Origin of the sequence: Thermovenabulum sp. (assembly GCF_049723235.1) — a bacterium.
Taxonomy (GTDB): domain Bacteria; phylum Bacillota; class Thermosediminibacteria; order Thermosediminibacterales; family Thermosediminibacteraceae; genus Thermovenabulum.
Map to the genome: position 1 here is coordinate 84432 of NZ_JBNARB010000003.1, position 19299 is coordinate 103730.

Sequence of the window (19299 nt, forward strand, 5' to 3'; positions counted from 1 at the left end):
TATCTATGCTGCCCGAAACCGCCATGCCGCGTTGCCGTCGAGATGTTTGCAAAGGTGCTCCCGGCAGTTTTGGAACTCGTCACCGATAAGCCCTATGCGGTTGAGGTATGTCCGCATGGCAAATTTCTCGTTTTCAACCTGTGGCTTCTTGCTGGAAGCGCATTTTTGGGTTAACGCTTGATGGTTTAGTGCCAAGGCAAGCACTATATAGCTTCTGATTTTCCCCGCGTGAAGCTCGCTGTTAAAACCGCGAAGCTCAATAGTCCCGTTGCCGTTAAAAAAACTGTGCAGGTTCAGAAAATGGTACCTGCTGTTGTGGTAATGGGTGCTCCGGCTTTCGCTGTAACCTTCGTACCATATACTCTCAATCGCCGCCATGGTTTTGGGCTTGCGTCGGTTCATCTTTTCAACCAGCGCCTCATCCATCTTCTTGCAAAACCGCATCCTATCCGGCTCAATCTGCAATGCCTTATAGAAAAGGTCGTTCTTGCTGGCTATAATGTTGATGAAGTTTCGGATGCTTCGCGGCGTGTGGTTTGCTCCGTCTATGTGGATATGGATTCCGCAGCTTGTGTTTGCAAAACCTCCCGCCTTGCGAAGCCTCCTTATCAATTCCTGCAGGGTTTCAGTGTCCTCGCGGTATGTCAGTATCGGGCTTACCAGCTCGACACTGTATTCCCGGCCTGCCGCTACAATCCGTCCGCTTTCCTTTTTCTGTGTTCGGATGCTCCCGTCGCTCATGAATTTCCATACCCGTCCATCCGGTGCAATAACCTTTTGAGTGTCGTAGTAATCTCCGCTGGATTCGATCCTTCCGCCAAGAAAAGCTGCTGCAGTTTTGGCCGCCTGTTTCCTTGTAATCCCCGTTAATTCTACCTCGATTCCAAATCTCGTTGTAAGCATTGCGTTTTCTCCTCGCTTTCTCTGTGTTTTCTGCCTTTTGGCAGTGTACATTAGGCCATTGAAAACACAGGATAGCAAGGCAATTCTGCATGAGTTTCCGCTGGATTTTGGACGATTTTTCGCATCTTAATTTGTGAACATTTACAGCTTTTTGATCATATCTACACCATAAGCTGCACCCAGAGAAGAACCGCAGTCCCAGTTGATATGAATGGTACCGATATCGTCCACAAAAGAAACTGTACCTCGGTCTCCCGGTTTCAGCATAGAGTACGGATCATCCATGCATATAAGCTCAACTCGTGTTCCCGGCGGATACTGCTCTTTAAGGCGGAGGACTGTTTCTTTTGAAGGAAAGCCTCTTGTGCTCATTGCTCGTCCTCCTCTCCATGATAATATGCAGCGTACTTTGGATAATCACTACCGTCCGGCATTACCAGCACTCCGTCAGGCTGTCCCCGTTGCTTAACCAGCAAGCAAAGCCATACTCCGTCCTCGTCAATTCTGCAAAGCCCTTTGTTTTTCTCAATAAATGTGCGGTCAACGCACAGGTCGGCAACGAAGTTATCATAGTCAATTTTTGAAAGCTCAATGGTTTTTACAACTGTAAATCGTTTCCTCATATCATGCCGATGCGGCACTTTTAGATCCTCAATCCTAAACGGATGCTTGACAAAGAAAGCAGTGCTATGAAAATTATTCATTTTCGTCCACCGCCTTTACTCTGCCTTTCCGGTACGCCCCGTTTCCAACCAGTCTTGAAAGCAGTACCTTGCGTTCAGTTTTGAAGTTATCACCTATAAATCCCAACCTAAGCAGGAAACAGCGAAAAGCATATTTTTCATTATCTGCCGGTTTTTCAATGCGCAGCACACGCTTCTGCGCTTTTGCCTGTTCTGCCATCTGCTTTGCCAGCGTTATATACGTCTGTACCTCGTCGGCATTTAGGGTTGCGTTCCAGAAAGAGAAGGCAATCTCATCATTTTCAATGAATACTTCAAGTTCTCGGTCAAGCGACAGCGCTTTCTTAATTAACGTCTCTTTGCTGGCCAGCATATTTCTAAGGTTTTCAAGGCTTGTCTCGCCAAAGCCCTCTAAAAAAAGAGTAATTGTCATGGTTCCCTCTGCTGATAAGCCCGCCATATTCAGCGCGTCAATAATAGGACGGATGCTTTTGATTTCATTAAGACTGATTTTCGGTGAGTGAACCACACTGTCCCTGTCAACCGTCCAGCTGCCAGCGGATTTCTCATCGTTAACCTCATACATAAACCCCGGTGCTCCAGTATAGCGTACCTGGCCTTCAAGGGCTTCAGCTATGACTGAGGCAATAGCTTTTCTCTCCTGACCGACAACCTTCTGTGAAAAGCGAAAGCTGTTATTGTTCATGCCATACACCTCCCCTCAAACAAGCTAAAACATTTCTGATTCCCATAAAAAATCCCACCTTTCCTTTTTGGTGGGGTACATTAACGCTCTGTTTTGAGGGGAAAGCAAGAACATTTTTAAGCAATCTGTGTTTCCGCGTAAGGAATTTTTTCGCTACCTGATACCAAGAATACTGAATCTGCTCCAAATTGTGAAACATAGCGCTTTACAATCACATCGCAGTATTTCGGGTCAAGCTCCATCATAAAACAAACCCGCCCGGTCTGCTGCGCCGCAATCATTGTCGTACCAGAACCACCGAACAGGTCAAGGGCTAAATCTCCAGTATGGGAACTGTTGAGCATTGCCTTTGCTACAAGCGAAACCGGCTTCATGGTGGGGTGCTCCTCCGATACTTTAGGACGGGGGATCTCCCAAACATCTGACTGTTTACGGTCTTTAAGCGGGCAAAGACGTGCCCCTTCAAGCCAGCCATACCAGATCGGCTCATACTGGGTATGATAGTCCTTTCTGGATAGTACCAGGCTGTCCTTTTTCCATATAATTGTGCTCGACCAGTGATACCCTACCTCCCGCATGACGTTCATCAAACTGCCCCATTCCTGAGCACTCATTACCACATAGGTCATGCATCCGGCTTCAGAAACCTCTTTCATGCAATTAAAAGCGCGCAATAAAAAAGCGCCGAATTCTTCGGTGCTCATCTTGTCATTTAGAATTTGCCTTGGCTTCCAGCTCGGATGCTTGGTATCTGAACCATAATCCACGTTCCAAGGCGGGTCAGTGAAAACAAACCTCGCCTTTTGGCCATCCATCAGCTTTTGCACATCTGAAAGCAGGGTGCTATCACCGCACATCAGCCGGTGGCCGCCAAGCGTCCATATATCGCCCTTTTTGGTAACCGGAGCTTTAATCTCTGCTGCTGCCTTTTCTGCATCGAAATTATCCTCTTTGACATTTGTGGTTGTTTTATCGCGGAACAACTCATCGATTTCCGCGGCATCAAACCCGGTAAGGGAAATGTCAAAGCCATCTTCATTCAAGTCCATAAGCAGATCGGTCAAAAGCGGAATATCAAACTCGCCGCTGATTTTATTCAGTGCGACATTGAGCGCCTTTTCCCGCTGCTCATCCAAATCAACTACAACGCAGTCGATCTCCTTATACCCTAAGGCTGTCAGTACCTTATACCGCTGGTGACCGCCGACGATATTCCCGGTTCGCCTGTTCCATATGACCGGCTCTACATATCCAAACTCTTCAATAGACCGACGTAATTTTTCATATTCAGGGTCACCAGGCTTTAAATCTTTTCGCGGATTATATTTAGAAGGTTTTAATTTTTCTGCTGGTATTTTCAGTATATCCATAAATCTTAACCCTCCAGTTTGATGGCTTTTTCACCGGTGAATTCCTCCCAGCGCTTAACAGCTAAATCACAGTAAACAGGGGATAAATCCATCGCATAGCATTTACGCTCGGTCTGTTCAGCCGCAATTATAGTGGTTCCGCTACCAGAGAACGGTTCAAGTACAATACCTCCCTTGTCGCTGTGCATTTTGATGCACCGCCATGGAAGTTCTACAGGGAACATCGCAGGATGTTCCTTGTTTGCCCGGACAGTGGTCATTTCCCATATGCCCGCATAGCCCCATTTCTTGCGTTCTTCCTTTGTAAGCCGTTTCACAAATTTATAACTGTGTCCCGCAAAGGCCGAAAGCCATACATATTCCTGATCGTTATATTCCTCAGTCTCGCCTTTATTACTGAAGGCTGAAATATACTCATACTGCTGTACCGGCTTATTTGAAACAAGGTGATAGGGGCCTACACCGAAGTTTTGCCCCTGCTTCTTCCAAATACGGATCCAGATAGGCCGGTAACCGTTGTCCAAAAACATATTCACGCTATAAACGCTGGTTGGTTCAATAAACTGGGAGCCGGTTGCATATAAATCACCTAAGTTCCAGCAGACAATATCTGCATACCTGCACAAATTTCTAATCACTGGGCGTACTGTTTCAAACCATGGCTCAATCCCAGCTTTTTCATATTCTTTACCTACCCCATATGGCGGGGAAGTCACTGCCATCTGTGCGTGACATCCGTCCATTAACTTCTCAAAATCCTCATCCTTCGTAGAGTCGCCGCACATCAAACGATGATTCCCAAGAAGCCAGATATCGCCCCGCTTCGTTACCGGCTCGCACTGCATGATTTCCTCATGCGCTTTATCTATGTCAAAGCTGTCTTGTACCGCCTCTTTGGAATACCATCGGTTAAGCAGTTCGTCTATTTCAGAAGCGTCAAACCCTGTAAGCGAAACATCAAATGCACCTGCGTCCAACTCAGCCATTAGCTCGGCCAGTTTATTCTCGTCCCACTCTCCCTGAATCTTATTGAGGGCAAGATTAAGCGCTTTTTCTCTCTGCGGGTCAAGATCTACAACGACGCAGTCTATCTCAGTCTGTCCCAAGTCCAGCAAAACCTTTAAGCGTTGATGCCCGCCTACCACATTGCCCGTCTTTTGGTTCCAGATAACAGGCTCCACATAGCCAAATTCCTCTATTGACCGTTTCAGCTTTTCATATTCCTTATCGCCGGGTTTTAAATCCTTGCGCGGGTTGTATTCTGCAGGATTAAGTTTGTCAACAGATATTTTTTGTATGTTCATGTTGCATTCTCCTGTTCAATATTTTCTCAAGACCCTTTTTAGCACCCTCACAATCTCCGTTTAATACTTGTCCCCGCAGGGCCTTAAACTGTTACCTCGTTAAATGGCCTTTATATTTTCTAAGTTTTCTAAGAAAGATTGAATTTGTTTTATGCATCAGCCACCCCTCCTGGCTGTCAGTAGTTTTTCCATCACATCATCGTGGGGCGTTGCCCCGTTGTATTCGGTAGCACAGTTTTCCCGCACAACTTGATAAATCTGATACCACAGGTTATTGGCCTGCTTCATGAAACTTTGGCTCATGGCCACATAAGGCGACGGGATGGCATTGCCAGTCGTCGGATGCTTGGCAAGAAAGCCAAATTCGGTGATGCATTCCTCGCACTGGATCCACCGCGCCACGCTCTGGGCATATTGCTCTATAAGCTGCGCAGGAATAAGATGAACACATCTGCGTTCCTTAAGCCACTGCCATGTTTTTTCGTATATTTCCACCGCCAATGTTGCTTTGCCGTTCTTTTGCTTTGCGGCAAGATAATCCCTTGGTGGCGGCATGCTCTGGCCTTCCAGTTCCGCAGCATCCGTAAACTCCATTACCATGAGCTTTCGTCTGCCAGGGTTTCCTTCCAAAATCTTATCCGCCAGCGGCTTTTTCTTCTGTCCTGCGCCAATGCGCGCCCCGCCGCGGTTGGTACCGTCTTTTGCCATATACATCACCTCGATTCTGAGATTAATTGGGGCCCCCGCAAAGCCGCAGGCTTTGTGGGGAGAGAAGGAGCAACGGAACGGGCGAGCTTTTGACGCTGGCGTCAAAACGAGCACAGCGCAGTTTGCGACGACGAGGGTATATACCCCGTTTGAAACTGCGATTTTTCTCGCGTGACCCCCCGCCCGTTGCACAAAACTACTTCACCAGAGATTTTGACCCCCCTACCGTCTTGCCCATCGCTCTCCTTCGCGGGCAGTAATCGATGAGTGGCATTGTTTGCACAGGCTCATAAGGTTACTGTCTGCATTGGTTCCACCTTTGGATAAAGGGATAATATGATGTACCTCTTCAGCTGGTGTAAGCCTTCCGTACTTTTGGCACTCCTCGCAAAGCGGATGCTCTGAGATATATCTGTCCCTGATGCGTTTCCATCTCCGGTCATAGCGTTTTCTTGTTTGGGGATCTCGTTCGTATTTGTTGTAATAAGCATCCACTTGCCTTTGATGCGTGTCACAGTACCTTCCGCCCGCTAGCTCAGGACAGCCTGGAAAGGAGCAAGGCCTTTTTGGCTTTCTTGGCATCTGGCCACCTCCTTTACGGGTATAAAAAAAGCCCTCACAGGTTCATCCCATGACGGCTTATCCATAACTTTTCACAATACCATTATATTTGGTTTTTTACTGAATTTCATCTCATAAAAATCTCATCGGAAATACTAAACAGCACAATTGCTTTTCACCCATGGCATCCTGCCGTTATAATACTTATCTGAAATATACCGCTGCATATCGGGCGGCAAAGCTACCAGCAAACGGTAGGCCTTTTTCCTGTCTTCCTCTAAATCTTGGGTGCTTTTATAGAATGAACATTTACCTTGCTGACACTTGCGTACAGTCAGGATATTGCAGCCATTCTTTCCGTTACTGCCAAAACATTTATCGTGCATCTTTCCTCACTCCTGTTTTATGGCAGAACAAATTCGCCCTACGGGCGATTAAAAACACTAAAAACCGAGGACTGATTATCTATCCTCGGTTTTTCCTGTATCACTAACGTTGCATAAAAAGCATTTTCAAATTTAAAACAGAATAGGCCCAAACATTTACATGGGTTTATATTACATAAATGGTGTATACAACCATATTATTTTGGATCCCTATGTAAAAGGGAGTAACCTTTAAAAGGTAGTTCTCATCCACATTTTTCCAAATATATAGCGATTACAGTATTACCGGATCATAGGCCAGATCGTTTAGATGATCTGTTTCGCCTGCCATCACCTGCCTCACAGTTGCTTGATAAATTGCTTCATGGTTCATCCTTCGTCGGCCTTTTGAGCCTCGTTGAGGCAACCGGTAAAGCTTCTGGACGAAGGATTTGAAAGATTCGCAAAGACAGGTATGTAATAGTCTTTTAATTGTTAGTAGAGGTCCTCTATAACCCACTTTTAATTTCATTAGCACCAACAGACAGTAAGTGATGAGCGCTATGAATATCTGGTTTTCCACCGCTTGCTCGCTTGTTCCGTAAAAGTGTTTTATCCGAAGGTGTTGTTTAATCCATTTGAAGAAGAGTTCTATTTGCCAACGATAGCGGTAGATGGCGCTAATTTCTTCAGCTTCAAGTTTAAAGTCATTGGTGATGATAATTACCGGATTGCCTTGGGTATCCTCGGTTTCCACCAAGCGTAAAGGGTGTTTCATTTTGTTGATGCCTTCGGTGCCCAGATATACGATTTGGTGTTTCTTTATGGGGTCGGCGGGGTCTTTAGGAAGATCCTTAACCACTTCGATTACTGCATTGCCTTTTAAACGGGTAACAAACCGGATGCCTTTTTGGCAGTAGTTATCAAACTTCTTGTAGTCCACGTATCCCCGGTCAAAGACGTTTAAAGCGTCTTCTTCCTCAACCACCAGGGCGTCCATCTGGGTTTTGTCAGCAGGTTTGGCAGGGGTAATGACAACCTCATCAGGCAGAACCCCTTGTTCAAAAAATCTAAGACCAAGATGTATCTTGATACCGCCTTTGGTCTTTCTGAACTTAGCCCAAAGGAATTGGGAAAGACATAAGCTGATGGTCGTGGAATCAATTAGACGAAGACGTCTTAACCCTTGGCTAACGGTATCAACACCAATTTCTTTTACGGCATTAGCTTTTACGTCATTAAACAGCATCTGTAAAACTTTAGTTGGCAGTTCTCTTAGTTTGCGGGAAATCTGGGAAGCGCTAATGGAGTCAAGGCCAATTGCTTCGCTGATCTTATCGTCATTTAGACTATGGCTGATATCCCGTAAACCACCGTGCTGTTCTAACTGAGCGTGAGCTATAAGTTCAATGAGTTGTATGGTGTGCAGTTTCTTGGTGTATTTATCAACCCCCATTTTTTCTACTTCCTGCTGAAATTTTTCAGTGAAAATTGGTCCAAACAATTGATGAAATGTGGATATTATGGTATCCTTGCCTTGCATGTTTTATCTCCTTTATTTTAGAGATTTGGGCAAGAACTACCTTATATCTCTATTATAAAGGATTTTTTATGCATTTGGCTGGTTTATCCGCTATTTTCACCGGTTTTTAATAGTTGACAAATGAGAATTACGTTTTTGCAACGCTAGTGTTCCTGTATATTTCATTTCTCCATTACATTCTGGGCAAACAGTTCCCGGCATAACTCCTGGTTCCTCATCATAGGCAAACTCATCTATTACCCATGCGGGAATCCATTCCCTATACCCACAACTCTGACAGCGATATTTGTGGTGTGCTCTGTCTTCCGGACCCTCTTGAAAAGGAATCTCGTCCCAAAATATTTCGTTCTTTTTGTTTTTCATACCTTGTATTCTCCCTCTTTAGTTCTTTTATACCATCGTAAATCAATCCATAATGGGGATGCCAAATAGCCCAAAGTTCCATTTCTTTCTTACACCTTGGGCAAACAAGTGGGTTATTTCCAAAACTCTCTATCATTCTTTGTTTCCATGTCTTTTTTTGCTGTTTAGTAGGTTTGATTTTGCTTTTAATTTTAGTCTTTAGATATTTGTATAATCCAACCACTTTCTGAGCTAATTTATTTAAATCCCGACGATAAAGTCCATATCTCCTGACCATTTTAAAGTTTTTCTTCGGAATATGCATTATCAGTTTACCTATGAATTGTTTTGCTTCTAACTCTTCTTCTTTTCTTTCTTTAGTCTTATGGTCAATATACCAAAACTTAACCTTTTTCCCATCATAACTAATTATTCTATATTCAGCTAGGGCCGGACGTGCCAGATATCTCCCAATATATTTCGCCGCACCGTTGGCATCTTTCATTCTAGTTTCTGCATGTACATAAAAACCCTTTGGATACCTGCGGTATAGGGTACCAATTAACCTTTTCATCTCCGGCTCTTGTCCAAATTTTTTCTTAAAGATATCTAGCAGTACCTTTTGCCAGCTCTTTCTTAAGTACTCATATGGAATATATCCTACTGATTTCCAGTTCTTATATTTATCAAGTGCACCTTCGGTTACCAGAGCATGGATGTGAGGGTTAAATTTCATATCTCGTCCAAATGTATGAACTACTGCAATTATTCCAACTTCGTATTCCTTGTTTTTTGCTTTGTTTCTAAACCAATATTGAATTACTTGGGCCACCCCATCACTAAGGTCTTTTAGTAAATCTCTGTTCCAGTAAATCTTACCCCTTAGTTCTTCAGGTATAGAGAATACGGTATGACGGTGACCTACATCAATTATTTTCTCAACCTGTTTATCCACCCATTTTTCTATGTATACCTTACCACATCTATTACAAAACCGACTTTTGCAAGAAAACCCTATCTTTTTCTCATGTTTACCACAATTAGTGCAAAGATATTTGACGAAACCATACTGAGGATCTCCACACCTTAGCATTTTCTCAACAGCCTCAGTTACACTGTCAATCAAATCTTTTGGTACTTTATGTAAGTCTGTCTTTTTAAAATCTTCCCAGTGATCTGCAAATATCTGTTTTATTTTAATTGTATCTTTTTCATTACCATTTGCTACCATAACTTTATTCTACATTTATCCACAGTTTTTTAAAAGCATAATTTCCTAAACAATAAAAAAAGCCCCGAAGGGCTTATGCATTTTTATGTCATTTTTCCACAATATCATTATATATTGGATTTCTGTGTTTTGCATCTCATAAAAATCTCATCTAAAAGGAATGCAAAAATATCAGTTTATTTGTTCAAAAATAGCTTTCGAATATACTTCTATATCTCCAGGAGTAAGCATGTTGAATTTTTCTTTCACAGCTACAAAATATTCCCCGATCAATTCTTTGGGTATTACACGATTAGAATGCGCATCCACCGGCAAACCGTCTCTGGTATGCCGCCATGGTTTCTCCAGATGCGTAAACTTTTCTAATGTTTTTCCGCTATAACAGCAGAAATTTTTAATAACACTATCCAATATTGCTTTTTCAGAGGTTGTAAAAACTGATTCATCGAAAGCTTCAACACTTTCAATGGGGTCAAACCGATAAGATGAATACCTGTTATACACATCTCTGTAAACCGGTCCATGAACCCATGCCTCACAGTCTTCATCAAAAAGAAACCGTCCTTCAAAAGCGTAATAAAAGCCCTGGACATAATATAACGCCTTTTGTAAAGCTAAAGGAGTTATGTCCTCGCATTTATAAAGCAGATATTGGATAATTGAATCCAGCTTTGAACCTGTATTGTTTTCTTCTCCAAGCAGTTCCTGTACCTTCCGCTTACTTTTTTCATATGCCTGCAGAGATTTTAAATTATCCTTATTTTTCTCCAGCAATTCTTTATAATATGCTGGGTCATCATAAATCTTTTGAAGAATATCCGAATACTGTTTTGTAGGCATATCACCCTCACAATATCTCGAAAAAGTCATTTCTCCCCAGCCTAAAAGCAATGACAACGGACGTTTCCCAATATTGTATTTCTGAGGTATTTCTAATATCTTCTCCAGCGAAATAATGCCGTTTTTTTGACGGTACATGTCATACAAAGCCTTCAGATTTTCGTCCTCTATATCCGCTACATAGACTTCGCTTCCACATTCCGTACAAACAGCCTTCTTTCCAGTATACTCATATTCTTCGCCTTTAAGTTTACCCTTAATTGTTGCTGTTTCTACCATGTATTCGACATCTCTTCTGCATTCCTCGCAAAATGTCTTATTCCTGTTCATAAGGCGACCTCCTTTCAAACTTTCTGATTGATCATCGGAAAAGATAATCAATCGGCTTGTTTCGCTTATGAAACGATATGACAACCACTCGTTTTCCACTCTCACTATCAATTAGATTAAATTTCGTATATATATCAACTAGCTCCTCGATGCCATCAAAATTAAATAACATAATCTGGGGACAAAATACATATAAAACCTCATGTTCAAATCCTATTTTCGTATTTTGCAATGAATGGCAAAAATCTTCTGTTTTTATTTTTAGTAAAATCTCTTTTTGCCTTCTGCTGTTTAGGTTATATTCATTTATAAAATCTATGTTTTCTTGTCTATTCTCATTTTTTGATATAATGAATCTGCCCTCTCTAATACAGTCTTGTATCATTGCCAAAATCTCATCAATCTGCTCTCGGGTATAATTCTGATTATAGTGCTGATTCATTGCATCACCTCTTTGTGATACAATGATACTATATTATATGCGTATTGTCAAGATTTATGCATCAATTAGTGCGTTTTTAACTTATTGATTTTCTTATTAAAAAGCGTATACTAAAGATAACAGATCCTACGAGCTTATATTAAGCGCAATACAGTAGGCCATAAAAATACCCACTTAGGTAGATCGCTCTATCTGAGTGGGTTTCCTATTTACATGCAAAATGATATTATCTAAAACTATTTTCCGTATAAAAGCAGTGCCAGATGATTAAGCGCCTTGTCCTTCCTGCGGTACACCTGTGCTCTTTCAAGAAACAGCTTCTCTCCGATGTTTGCTACGGCTTCCGTCTTGCTCACATCATTAACAAAAAATTCTGTCAGTATGAACTGTTCTTCCTCCGACAAGGCTTCCCATGCAGGCTTGAACCATTCCATATATTCCAATGCCCGCCTGTAACGTTCTTTCAACACATCAATCTCGTCAAGGCAAGCAGCAAGGCGTTCTTCGCCGCTTTTGGGATTGTGTTTGCCTGGAACTCCGGTAATCTTTGCACTATGTGGGCTTGTCATACGGGTTTCAACTTCATATATATCCTCATCACTGTGTTCGATAATGTACTGCATGCTGCTGTAATCTTTCAATGCTTCAACAGCAGCCGCTTTTTTATCTAAATACTGCCATGCAATCAGCATATCGCACCTCCAAAAAATCAAGATAAAAACCTTGATCCTTGAAGCAGTGTGCTTTTTTACGTTGCTTCGCAGTGCATGTTTCCTTGTTCGTTATTGCTTTGTTCCTTGTAGAAGGTCATGCTTTTCCAGAATAACCTTCACCTCATCTACCGAATGGACAATCGCTGCCACGCCTCCGGCATTGAGGATTTTCCTAATAGTAGCTTCCTGCAGTTTTGTTGCCTTTCCTGATGGGGTTTTTACTTCAAAAGCTACAAACCGTCCGTTTACACAGGCAATAATGTCCGGTATTCCAGCTGTCCCGTACAGACCGCCATGCTCCTTCCAACAGAAACACCCCGGTACTGTCTTTAAGTACCGTAGGATTTTAGTCACAATACTTTTTTCGGACATGACTGCTCATCCTCCAAAAATGTTACCTTTTTTCCTCTTGTAACCTCGTAATATTCAAAAAGGTCATTTCATAAATCCGCTTTCCAAGCGCTTTTCCGGATTTTGTTACCTTGTTACCTCTTTTTTGGCTAGGTGTATACACAAATATTTTTATTTTTTATTCTTTTATTTTCAAAAAAGCCATGTTTCTCTCGCGCGTATATATAAAGTTGAGGTAACAAAGGTAACATAGGTAACAAGTGGCTATCCATCAGCGTTTTGGGTGTTACCTTTTTGTTACCTTGTTACCTTTTTCGAGGTTAGAGAGGTTCAATATCTGTGATCTCAAAGCCGCTCACATCGCATCGCTCTTTTAATATTGAAAAATCAAGAGCCCAGGCTTTCTTAGTTTCATTCCCGAAACGCATCGTTTTATTGCTCTCCAGAAAAAAGTCGCTTTGCCGCAACTGCTTCAGAAACTGGTTATACGGAAGGCATTCCCCTGTGATTGCATAATCGCGTCTATACTTGGTATAGCGGTCATATACATCGCAGAAACGTATCCCGATAACCTTGCCACCTTTATCAAAAGTGTAATCTTGGTTTGGAGCCAGTTTCATCCGGGCCATGATTTCCAGCGTCTGTTCAACAATAGTCTTGTTATTGCTGCCGCCATCCAGCAAGTACTCCTGCACACCGTTCTGAAGATATCGAATACATGCCCCTTTGTTAATGGGAAACACTTCAGACCATGTAACATTAAGAAATTCACACAGCTTGTTAACTAGGCTCAATCCGGCATAGCAGCAGGCGAGGTTATTGACGATACGGGATGGAAACTCATCAGATATCTCTGACTTTGCCTCCTCATACCATTTCTCTGCCTCTGCGGCCGATACTCTGAGTGCTATATCCAACAGGCTCCGGCCGAAGCTGCCAAGCAGATCAGCTTTTGCACACAACTTATAAAATGCTTGCCTATGGCTGGCCGGTTTTAAGTCCTTCTTGCTGAAAAGCAATTCTATGCTTCGTTCCCTGATGGCCGCTTCGTCCGGCGATTCCTCACCAGCTACAATGATAGGAGCCAACAGCTCATAAGTAACAGCACTTTGATCTGCCCGGCCCCGGACACCTTCATGCCCGTCATATGCATCACGAAGATGGTTGTATAAGGCATTTAGCCTTAGCTTGTCTATCTTTGAAGGTTTGAACTCATCCATCAGCTGTGGTATCAGATTTGAAGATGCAGATTCCTTCATCAATGTAAACGCGGTAACCTGTGTAGCGGCACGGATTTTACTGCATGAAAATACCGGCAGAATAACCCGCTCCAACGTATTACTTTTTCCGCTGCCCTGTTCTCCGACAAGCAATAAGTGCGGAAACTTAATGCCTGATTTTTTAAGATGCGGTTTAATAAAACATCCGGCTACCCAAGCCATCACTGACACCGTTTTTATGGGTTCGTTATAACTGAGGAGCCACTCTCCAAGCATAATAAACTGTTCCTTTGTCAATGGCTCAAAGGTTAGGATATCAGTCGTTATACTTTTGTACTTATCAAGCTGCACGATATCTTCAACAATTTTGCCTCCCGCTTCAATGGCACCATCCGTTGAAACATAGACCATCCGTCCGCCATGCTCATAAATTCCAAGAGCCTTGACCCCTGTTTTCCGTACCCACTCCATTTCGGATATATAACCTTTCAGCAGCTCTAAATCTCCTTCTGAGCCAAAATAGCCTAAGGATATTGTCCGGCGGTTCAAGATATTTTTGAACTTTTGGATATTATTGAAGTCGGTGGTCATAAAGGTCTGGCGGTATATTTCATCGCGGATTGTAACAAGATCGGCAGTCATCTGCGTTTCATCTTCTGATACAATCATCTCCACCGGCTGAATGATAAAGTTTGTTATAGGATACACGCTTTCGCCTCTGGTGCGGTAATACCTGCCCTCATGTTCAAAGATAACTGACTCGCTTTTGCGGTTGTATACGTTCTCTGTGGCTTCAATGGCCTTGTCCAGTGTCTCCTGACCATAGGTTGCGCCGCTTGCATGGTGTACCGTATCCCATTTTTCCCGGAATAACCCGGACTTCCTGAACAGCCTGTCCATCTGCTCTTTGTTTTTGCCCGACCAGAAAGCTAACATACAGCATAGGGCAAGGTCTGCTTCGGACTGGCTGGGATAGGCCGCTTCCTGCCATTTTCCTTCCCATAACAGGTTAAATTCCTTATAGTTTTCGGCTGTCCGGGCTTTCTCCAGGATTTCCTCATCCGTAAGCGGCTCTAGCTTAAAATTCTTACGGTTTTTCTTGCTTTTCCCGTTCCGCTTTTTGCTTTTGATATAATTCTCATGTATCCAGGCTAGAGCTCCGTTATCTTCAGCAATGTAATCAGGAGTCCCTGGCAGTCGTTCGCCAGTCATTGTGAAGTACCTGCTGTGGGCATACATTTCAACGCCGGTTTTTGTGTTTTTATTTCCTTTGGCAGGCATCTCCCCCTTATAGAAGATATGAAGCCCAGTTCCTGAGGGACTGATTTCCGTATAGGACGGAAACCGCTCAAGGATAGCCTTGGCGGTATCGTTTAATTCCCCAGTGTTTTTGTCGCGGCAGTGATCGATATCAACTCCTACTAAGCCTCCACCTTTTGCGAATACAAAACCCAATCCGGTATAGAGATATTGTTCTTTAGCCGCAATCGCATCATCAAGGGTCGACCAGTCATTTGGATTAGTGCTTGAGGCTTTTCTGCCGGTTAAGGGATTGTAAGGAATTTTGCTGTCTTTTCCATCTTTCGTGTTTGGTTCCAGACGCCAGCAGATCCATTGCTTCCGGTCAGCCAGTTCCTGAGGGAATGTCATGCTCACTGGCACCGCACCTCCTCACATCGTTCGTTGAAATACCGGATCGGAATGCTGCGCTGCTTTGCCTTCTCAATTTCAATGGACATTCCTTTAGTAATTTTTCTGCCAAACACCCACACTTCTGAACACTTTGACATCAGCACCATGCCAAAGAACAAGCCCAGATCCCGCATTTGTTCATCATCGTCGTCCATAAACTGCGGAAACAATAGGTGCGGAGCAATAGGTATGCAATTCTTGCTCACTGCAAAGCGGCAGTACCCCTGAGCCTTACGGATATTGCGTTCAGTGTCCCCGGCATAAGGGCTGCAGATGAACACCATCGGTCTGTAAGGCGCTTTCTTGGCTTCCCGCTCAATCCTAAGCAGTGCTTCATAGGGTGTGGGGTCGTAATATCCTTCCGCGTTAAACTTGCTGATACTCATAGTATTTCCCCCTGCCTATGCGCTTTTTTGTTCACGTTCGATTACAGGCAATATACCTTTCTTGTTTTTGAGAAGGTCATAGATAAATAACCTTCCTTTTTGTGTCCAATATGTGTGCATTACGCTTCTTTCTGCATCAATAGCATGGGTCTTGGATTGCGTGTATCCTTGATCGGCGTACTCCTGATATAAAAGCCAGCAGTTTCCCATTTTGTACTGTACTCCAAGCTCATAAAGCAGCTTATTGAAAGCGCGGCCAGACATTCCGTAATCCTTAGCAATCTTGCTGATCGGCACAAGGCTCTTATTTTGCAATATGAGATCATAATAGCTCGCCTTGGGCTTTAACTCGCTGATTATCTGTTTATTCTTTGCATTTTCTATTTCTAAAGCTTTCCGTCTGTCGCGCTCTGCCTTCAGTTCGGAGAAAATCCTGATGCCATACTCTGGATTGGAAATCATCTCTTCGATAACTTTATCCGTAGCATAAACTCCATATTTTCTGATCGTAGGCAGCACTTCATCAAAGACCCATCTCTCAAAGCGTTCAGCAGCAGGAAGTTTTGATTTAACAATTAATCTGAAAAGATCTCCTTCCGGAATGAATTTAATTTCCTGCTCACCGCCGCTCGTAAGGACTCGGTGTTTCACCGACCCCTTTGTATGTCTGTTAATTGCATCATATGGATCTGAGTATCCCAGCATCTTTGCAAAATCTGTTGCAGGGAAGTATTCCTTTCCATCAATAACGAGTACTTTAAGTTCTCCAAATTCTGTATTCTTAAAAACCTGTAAATTATTCATAACATCAATCCTCCATTTCTTTCATTTCTCCAAAATTTCTGCCTATCGAGGCTTCTGCCACGATGGGTACATCAAATTCTGGGAAGGGTTGTGTTTCCATACATTTTTTTATAAAGGTAACTGCTTCGTCCGCCTTGTCTTCCGGTAATTCAAAAACCAGCTCGTCATGTATCTGCAGTAGAGGTTTCAGCCAGAGCCTTTCGGGAAGTCCACTGATGATGCGCCCACAGGCAAGCTTTAGAATATCTGCCGCTGTACCTTGAATAGGTGTATTTAATGCGCACCGCTCGGCAAACGACTTCTTGCCCCAATCTGATGACCGAATTCCCAGCAGGTACCTTCGCCTGCCCAGCCATGTTTCTGTATAGCAGCTTGCAGCAGCCCGCTTTTTAACTTCATCCTGCCACCGGGCAAGGCCAGGATATCCTGCCTTCAAGTTTTGAATGATGGTCTCACAGTCGACTAAAGTTGGGTTTAGACCAGCCTTAAATTTTAGTGTCCTCTGTAAACCAGTAGGAAACAGTCCATAGAACACACCGAAATTGCAGTTCTTTGCAATGGTCCTGCGCTCTTTATAATGTGGAGCATTTTTGTCTGCTGCCTCTTCAAAAGGAATGCGGTAAATAACAGAAGTGGTCTGCGCATGGATGTCACCGCCTGTACGATAGGTTTCCAGCATACGTTTGTCCCTGCAATAAAACGCTCCGACGCGCAGTTCTATCTGCGAGAAGTCAAGGGATAAAAGAACCTTTCCGGCTGGCGCAATGATAAATTTTCGTACGCCTATTGGGTCATTGTCTTTCTGCGGGCAATTCTGCATATTCGGATTTCTTGAAGCAAACCGCCCTGTCTCTGTACCCAGTGGCATAAGATCCGGATGAATCCTGCCAGTATTTTCATCGATAAATCGAAGATAACCGTCTATATAGGTGGATTTGAGTTTGCCCCATTTGCGGTACTCTTGCACCAGATCAAATAAACGAACAAGTTCGGGCCTGTTAGATTCACACCATTCTTTTAACAGAATCATGGTTTCATCGTCGGCAGCTTCCTGATGTTTTGCGGTCGTTTTCATGACCGGAAGGCTAAGATCCACAAAAAGATACTTTTTAAACGCCGAAGTTGAAGCATTTGCCCCTATCTCCACGTTGCCGATTATCCCAGTAATCTCATTCCTGATACTGTAGATCTTTTCCGCAGCTTCCGCTTGTTTCTTCAGCATGGCTGACTTGTCCACCAATATGCCGTTATACTTCATTATCCCGACATACACTGATGTGGGCGACTCCACCTCTTCTACAATGGTTCTGTGTTTGGGTAAAAACCTATCAAACCACTGATTGAAAACATGGTACAAGCGAAGAGTGTAGTCGCTGTCTGCACAAGCGTAGCCGATGGTCTTCTCATCCTGAGGGTTTAATTCATCGAAAAAACGACCTTCAGTAACCGTTGAGAATTCTATCATTTCCGCTTTGCATAGTGTGGGTGCAAGCGTCTTAAGTCCGCTGTCAGCAAGGCTTCTGAACTCCCACTTGCTCTTCAATGTAAGCTGTGACGCTGCAATAGTGTCATAACAAGGCTTTTGAAGGACAATACCTCTTGCGTAAAGGAACATAGACTCAAAAGCCAGGTTATGAGCAACCTTTATTACGTCTTTTGATTCGAACAGTGGTTTTAAATACTCCCATATTGCCTTCTGGTTCTCTGCGTTTCGCCCGCTGCGATGTTTAAGTGGAACATATATGGCAGTTCCGTCTGATACTGAAAAACTTATCCCTGTAATGTCAGCCTTATGAGCATCCAGAGCAGCACCTTTCTCGTTCCTCCATTTATCGCGAGGCGAGGTTTCAAAGTCAAAGGCAAATATATATGCGTCTTTCAGGTACTTCTGTATTTCATCTAACGTATAAACACATTTGTATTCCACGTGGTTCTCCTTTCCGCCCTATCGGAGATAGAAGATCCTCTCCGATAGGGCATTTGATCACTTAAGCGGCTCTGTAATTTCTCCGGTTTCAGGATCTACGTTTATTGCGTTTTCACTGGCAGGTTCAGTATCATGGCCTACGCGGGTACTGAATGCTTTGACCTGCTCGGAAAGCTTGGCTATCAACGCATATTCGTCAGCGGTCAGATCCCGATCTACTGCAAACTGAGCCTGGGAATAGGTGATACCGCTTGAGTTGGTCGCCTTTTTCAAAGAAAATCGGGTAACTACGCTGTTTGATTTTTTGCCTTTAGAAAGAAGCCTTTTGATGTAGCGGGAAAACTCTTTCAACGATCCTGTAGGCAATGAGAGTATCAACGGGAAAATCTCCCCTTCACGCAGTACATATATCCTGCGGCGATTTTTGCAGGCTTTGCTGCCGTTTTCCCCTGAACCGAACTGATTATATGGACATTTGGCACAGCTTCCTCCGGGGTCTCCTTCACCGGTTACACCATCAAAGCTTCCGCAATCCGGCGGATTACTGCCTCCGGTATACTTGTCCTTGTAATATGCATAAAGTGGATGATGATAAAGGATTACCGCTGAGAATTCTTTGACATTATCCGGCTCTCCGGGATTCTCCCCAGGCACTTCAAATACTGTGCTGCCTGCGGACGGGATTTTTATGCGTTCAAATGTCATGTCAAGACCGTCAAGCTCTGATGCCATTGCCTCGTTAAAATTGAAATCAGCGAGCTGAAGAAAACCTGTATTTTTGTTAATAGTTACGATTTCATTGTTTTTCATGCTTTTATACCTCCGTAATTATGAATTTGAAATTTAATCTATATCATTGTTCTTTGAAGCATTGTTCT

The 19299-nt window shown here is 43.3% G+C and carries 20 protein-coding genes; all 20 read right to left on the reverse strand.

What is annotated here, in order from left to right:
• Nucleotides 1-3: 3 nt before the first annotated feature.
• Entirely contained in the window at nt 4-903 is a 900-nt protein-coding gene (locus tag ACPLOV_RS02590; RefSeq protein WP_424910551.1) for an amidoligase family protein, read from the reverse strand.
• A 141-nt stretch (nt 904-1044) separates the two neighbouring features.
• Entirely contained in the window at nt 1045-1275 is a 231-nt protein-coding gene (locus tag ACPLOV_RS02595; protein ID WP_424910552.1) for a DUF4314 domain-containing protein, read from the reverse strand.
• Nucleotides 1272-1607, reverse strand: a complete 336-nt coding sequence (locus ACPLOV_RS02600) for a hypothetical protein (RefSeq protein WP_424910553.1) — start codon at nt 1605-1607, stop codon at nt 1272-1274. Before ACPLOV_RS02600 ends, ACPLOV_RS02595 begins: the two co-directional genes overlap by 4 nt.
• Nucleotides 1600-2292 carry a virulence factor gene (locus tag ACPLOV_RS02605; RefSeq protein WP_424910554.1) on the reverse strand — a complete coding sequence of 231 codons (693 nt, stop codon included), beginning with the start codon at nt 2290-2292 and terminating at the stop codon, nt 1600-1602. The genes ACPLOV_RS02600 and ACPLOV_RS02605 overlap by 8 nt, the downstream gene beginning before the upstream one ends.
• A gap of 116 nt (nt 2293-2408) precedes the next feature.
• Nucleotides 2409-3662 carry a site-specific DNA-methyltransferase gene (locus ACPLOV_RS02610; RefSeq protein WP_424910555.1) on the reverse strand — a complete coding sequence of 418 codons (1254 nt, stop codon included), beginning with the start codon at nt 3660-3662 and terminating at the stop codon, nt 2409-2411.
• Between the two features lie 5 nt (nt 3663-3667).
• The gene (locus ACPLOV_RS02615) at nt 3668-4966 is read right to left on the reverse strand and encodes a site-specific DNA-methyltransferase (RefSeq protein WP_424910556.1); all 1299 of its coding nucleotides are present in this window, start codon (nt 4964-4966) and stop codon (nt 3668-3670) included.
• 156 nt (nt 4967-5122) lie between these two features.
• Nucleotides 5123-5674 (reverse strand): P27 family phage terminase small subunit, encoded by a 552-nt coding sequence (locus tag ACPLOV_RS02620; RefSeq protein ID WP_424910557.1) that lies wholly within the window; start codon nt 5672-5674, stop codon nt 5123-5125.
• Between the two features lie 222 nt (nt 5675-5896).
• Nucleotides 5897-6256, reverse strand: a complete 360-nt coding sequence (locus tag ACPLOV_RS02625) for an HNH endonuclease (RefSeq protein WP_424910558.1) — start codon at nt 6254-6256, stop codon at nt 5897-5899.
• Nucleotides 6257-6390: 134 nt separating this feature from the next.
• Nucleotides 6391-6621 (reverse strand): hypothetical protein, encoded by a 231-nt coding sequence (locus ACPLOV_RS02630; RefSeq protein ID WP_424910559.1) that lies wholly within the window; start codon nt 6619-6621, stop codon nt 6391-6393.
• A 274-nt stretch (nt 6622-6895) separates the two neighbouring features.
• Nucleotides 6896-8143, reverse strand: coding sequence for an IS4 family transposase (locus ACPLOV_RS02635; protein ID WP_424910560.1), 1248 nt, complete (start codon nt 8141-8143; stop codon nt 6896-6898).
• 259 nt (nt 8144-8402) lie between these two features.
• Entirely contained in the window at nt 8403-9716 is a 1314-nt protein-coding gene (locus tag ACPLOV_RS02640) for an IS91 family transposase (RefSeq protein ID WP_424910561.1), read from the reverse strand.
• A gap of 171 nt (nt 9717-9887) precedes the next feature.
• A complete protein-coding gene (locus ACPLOV_RS02645) occupies nt 9888-10886 on the reverse strand; it encodes a type II TA system antitoxin MqsA family protein (protein WP_424910562.1) in 999 nt (332 codons plus the stop codon).
• Between the two features lie 31 nt (nt 10887-10917).
• Nucleotides 10918-11328: a hypothetical protein gene (locus ACPLOV_RS02650; RefSeq protein ID WP_424910563.1), complete on the reverse strand. Its 411-nt coding sequence runs from the start codon at nt 11326-11328 to the stop codon at nt 10918-10920.
• A 236-nt stretch (nt 11329-11564) separates the two neighbouring features.
• Complete coding sequence (locus ACPLOV_RS02655) at nt 11565-12020, reverse strand: hypothetical protein (RefSeq protein ID WP_004400053.1); 456 nt, start codon at nt 12018-12020, stop codon at nt 11565-11567.
• Between the two features lie 90 nt (nt 12021-12110).
• The gene (locus tag ACPLOV_RS02660; protein ID WP_424910564.1) at nt 12111-12413 is read right to left on the reverse strand and encodes a VRR-NUC domain-containing protein; all 303 of its coding nucleotides are present in this window, start codon (nt 12411-12413) and stop codon (nt 12111-12113) included.
• A 299-nt stretch (nt 12414-12712) separates the two neighbouring features.
• Nucleotides 12713-15268 carry a DNA primase gene (locus tag ACPLOV_RS02665; RefSeq protein WP_424910565.1) on the reverse strand — a complete coding sequence of 852 codons (2556 nt, stop codon included), beginning with the start codon at nt 15266-15268 and terminating at the stop codon, nt 12713-12715.
• Entirely contained in the window at nt 15265-15690 is a 426-nt protein-coding gene (locus ACPLOV_RS02670; protein ID WP_424910566.1) for a DUF4406 domain-containing protein, read from the reverse strand. The genes ACPLOV_RS02665 and ACPLOV_RS02670 overlap by 4 nt, the downstream gene beginning before the upstream one ends.
• A gap of 15 nt (nt 15691-15705) precedes the next feature.
• Nucleotides 15706-16494, reverse strand: a complete 789-nt coding sequence (locus ACPLOV_RS02675) for a phage antirepressor (protein WP_424910567.1) — start codon at nt 16492-16494, stop codon at nt 15706-15708.
• A 4-nt stretch (nt 16495-16498) separates the two neighbouring features.
• Nucleotides 16499-18421 (reverse strand): bifunctional 3'-5' exonuclease/DNA polymerase, encoded by a 1923-nt coding sequence (locus ACPLOV_RS02680; RefSeq protein WP_424910568.1) that lies wholly within the window; start codon nt 18419-18421, stop codon nt 16499-16501.
• Nucleotides 18422-18478: 57 nt separating this feature from the next.
• Entirely contained in the window at nt 18479-19231 is a 753-nt protein-coding gene (locus tag ACPLOV_RS02685; RefSeq protein ID WP_424910569.1) for a hypothetical protein, read from the reverse strand.
• Nucleotides 19232-19299: the final 68 nt, after the last annotated feature.

Excerpts from the sequence above, each read along its gene's own strand:
- ACPLOV_RS02590 (WP_424910551.1), bottom strand. The coding sequence starts at position 903 with ATGCTTACAACGAGATTTGGAATCGAGGTAGAATTAACGGGGATTACA.
- ACPLOV_RS02595 (WP_424910552.1), bottom strand. The coding sequence starts at position 1,275 with ATGAGCACAAGAGGCTTTCCTTCAAAAGAAACAGTCCTCCGCCTTAAA.
- ACPLOV_RS02600 (WP_424910553.1), bottom strand. The coding sequence starts at position 1,607 with ATGAATAATTTTCATAGCACTGCTTTCTTTGTCAAGCATCCGTTTAGG.
- ACPLOV_RS02605 (WP_424910554.1), bottom strand. The coding sequence starts at position 2,292 with ATGAACAATAACAGCTTTCGCTTTTCACAGAAGGTTGTCGGTCAGGAG.
- ACPLOV_RS02610 (WP_424910555.1), bottom strand. The coding sequence starts at position 3,662 with ATGGATATACTGAAAATACCAGCAGAAAAATTAAAACCTTCTAAATAT.
- ACPLOV_RS02615 (WP_424910556.1), bottom strand. The coding sequence starts at position 4,966 with ATGAACATACAAAAAATATCTGTTGACAAACTTAATCCTGCAGAATAC.
- ACPLOV_RS02620 (WP_424910557.1), bottom strand. The coding sequence starts at position 5,674 with ATGGCAAAAGACGGTACCAACCGCGGCGGGGCGCGCATTGGCGCAGGA.
- ACPLOV_RS02625 (WP_424910558.1), bottom strand. The coding sequence starts at position 6,256 with ATGCCAAGAAAGCCAAAAAGGCCTTGCTCCTTTCCAGGCTGTCCTGAG.
- ACPLOV_RS02630 (WP_424910559.1), bottom strand. The coding sequence starts at position 6,621 with ATGCACGATAAATGTTTTGGCAGTAACGGAAAGAATGGCTGCAATATC.
- ACPLOV_RS02635 (WP_424910560.1), bottom strand. The coding sequence starts at position 8,143 with ATGCAAGGCAAGGATACCATAATATCCACATTTCATCAATTGTTTGGA.
- ACPLOV_RS02640 (WP_424910561.1), bottom strand. The coding sequence starts at position 9,716 with ATGGTAGCAAATGGTAATGAAAAAGATACAATTAAAATAAAACAGATA.
- ACPLOV_RS02645 (WP_424910562.1), bottom strand. The coding sequence starts at position 10,886 with ATGAACAGGAATAAGACATTTTGCGAGGAATGCAGAAGAGATGTCGAA.
- ACPLOV_RS02650 (WP_424910563.1), bottom strand. The coding sequence starts at position 11,328 with ATGAATCAGCACTATAATCAGAATTATACCCGAGAGCAGATTGATGAG.
- ACPLOV_RS02655 (WP_004400053.1), bottom strand. The coding sequence starts at position 12,020 with ATGCTGATTGCATGGCAGTATTTAGATAAAAAAGCGGCTGCTGTTGAA.
- ACPLOV_RS02660 (WP_424910564.1), bottom strand. The coding sequence starts at position 12,413 with ATGTCCGAAAAAAGTATTGTGACTAAAATCCTACGGTACTTAAAGACA.
- ACPLOV_RS02670 (WP_424910566.1), bottom strand. The coding sequence starts at position 15,690 with ATGAGTATCAGCAAGTTTAACGCGGAAGGATATTACGACCCCACACCC.
- ACPLOV_RS02675 (WP_424910567.1), bottom strand. The coding sequence starts at position 16,494 with ATGAATAATTTACAGGTTTTTAAGAATACAGAATTTGGAGAACTTAAA.
- ACPLOV_RS02685 (WP_424910569.1), bottom strand. The coding sequence starts at position 19,231 with ATGAAAAACAATGAAATCGTAACTATTAACAAAAATACAGGTTTTCTT.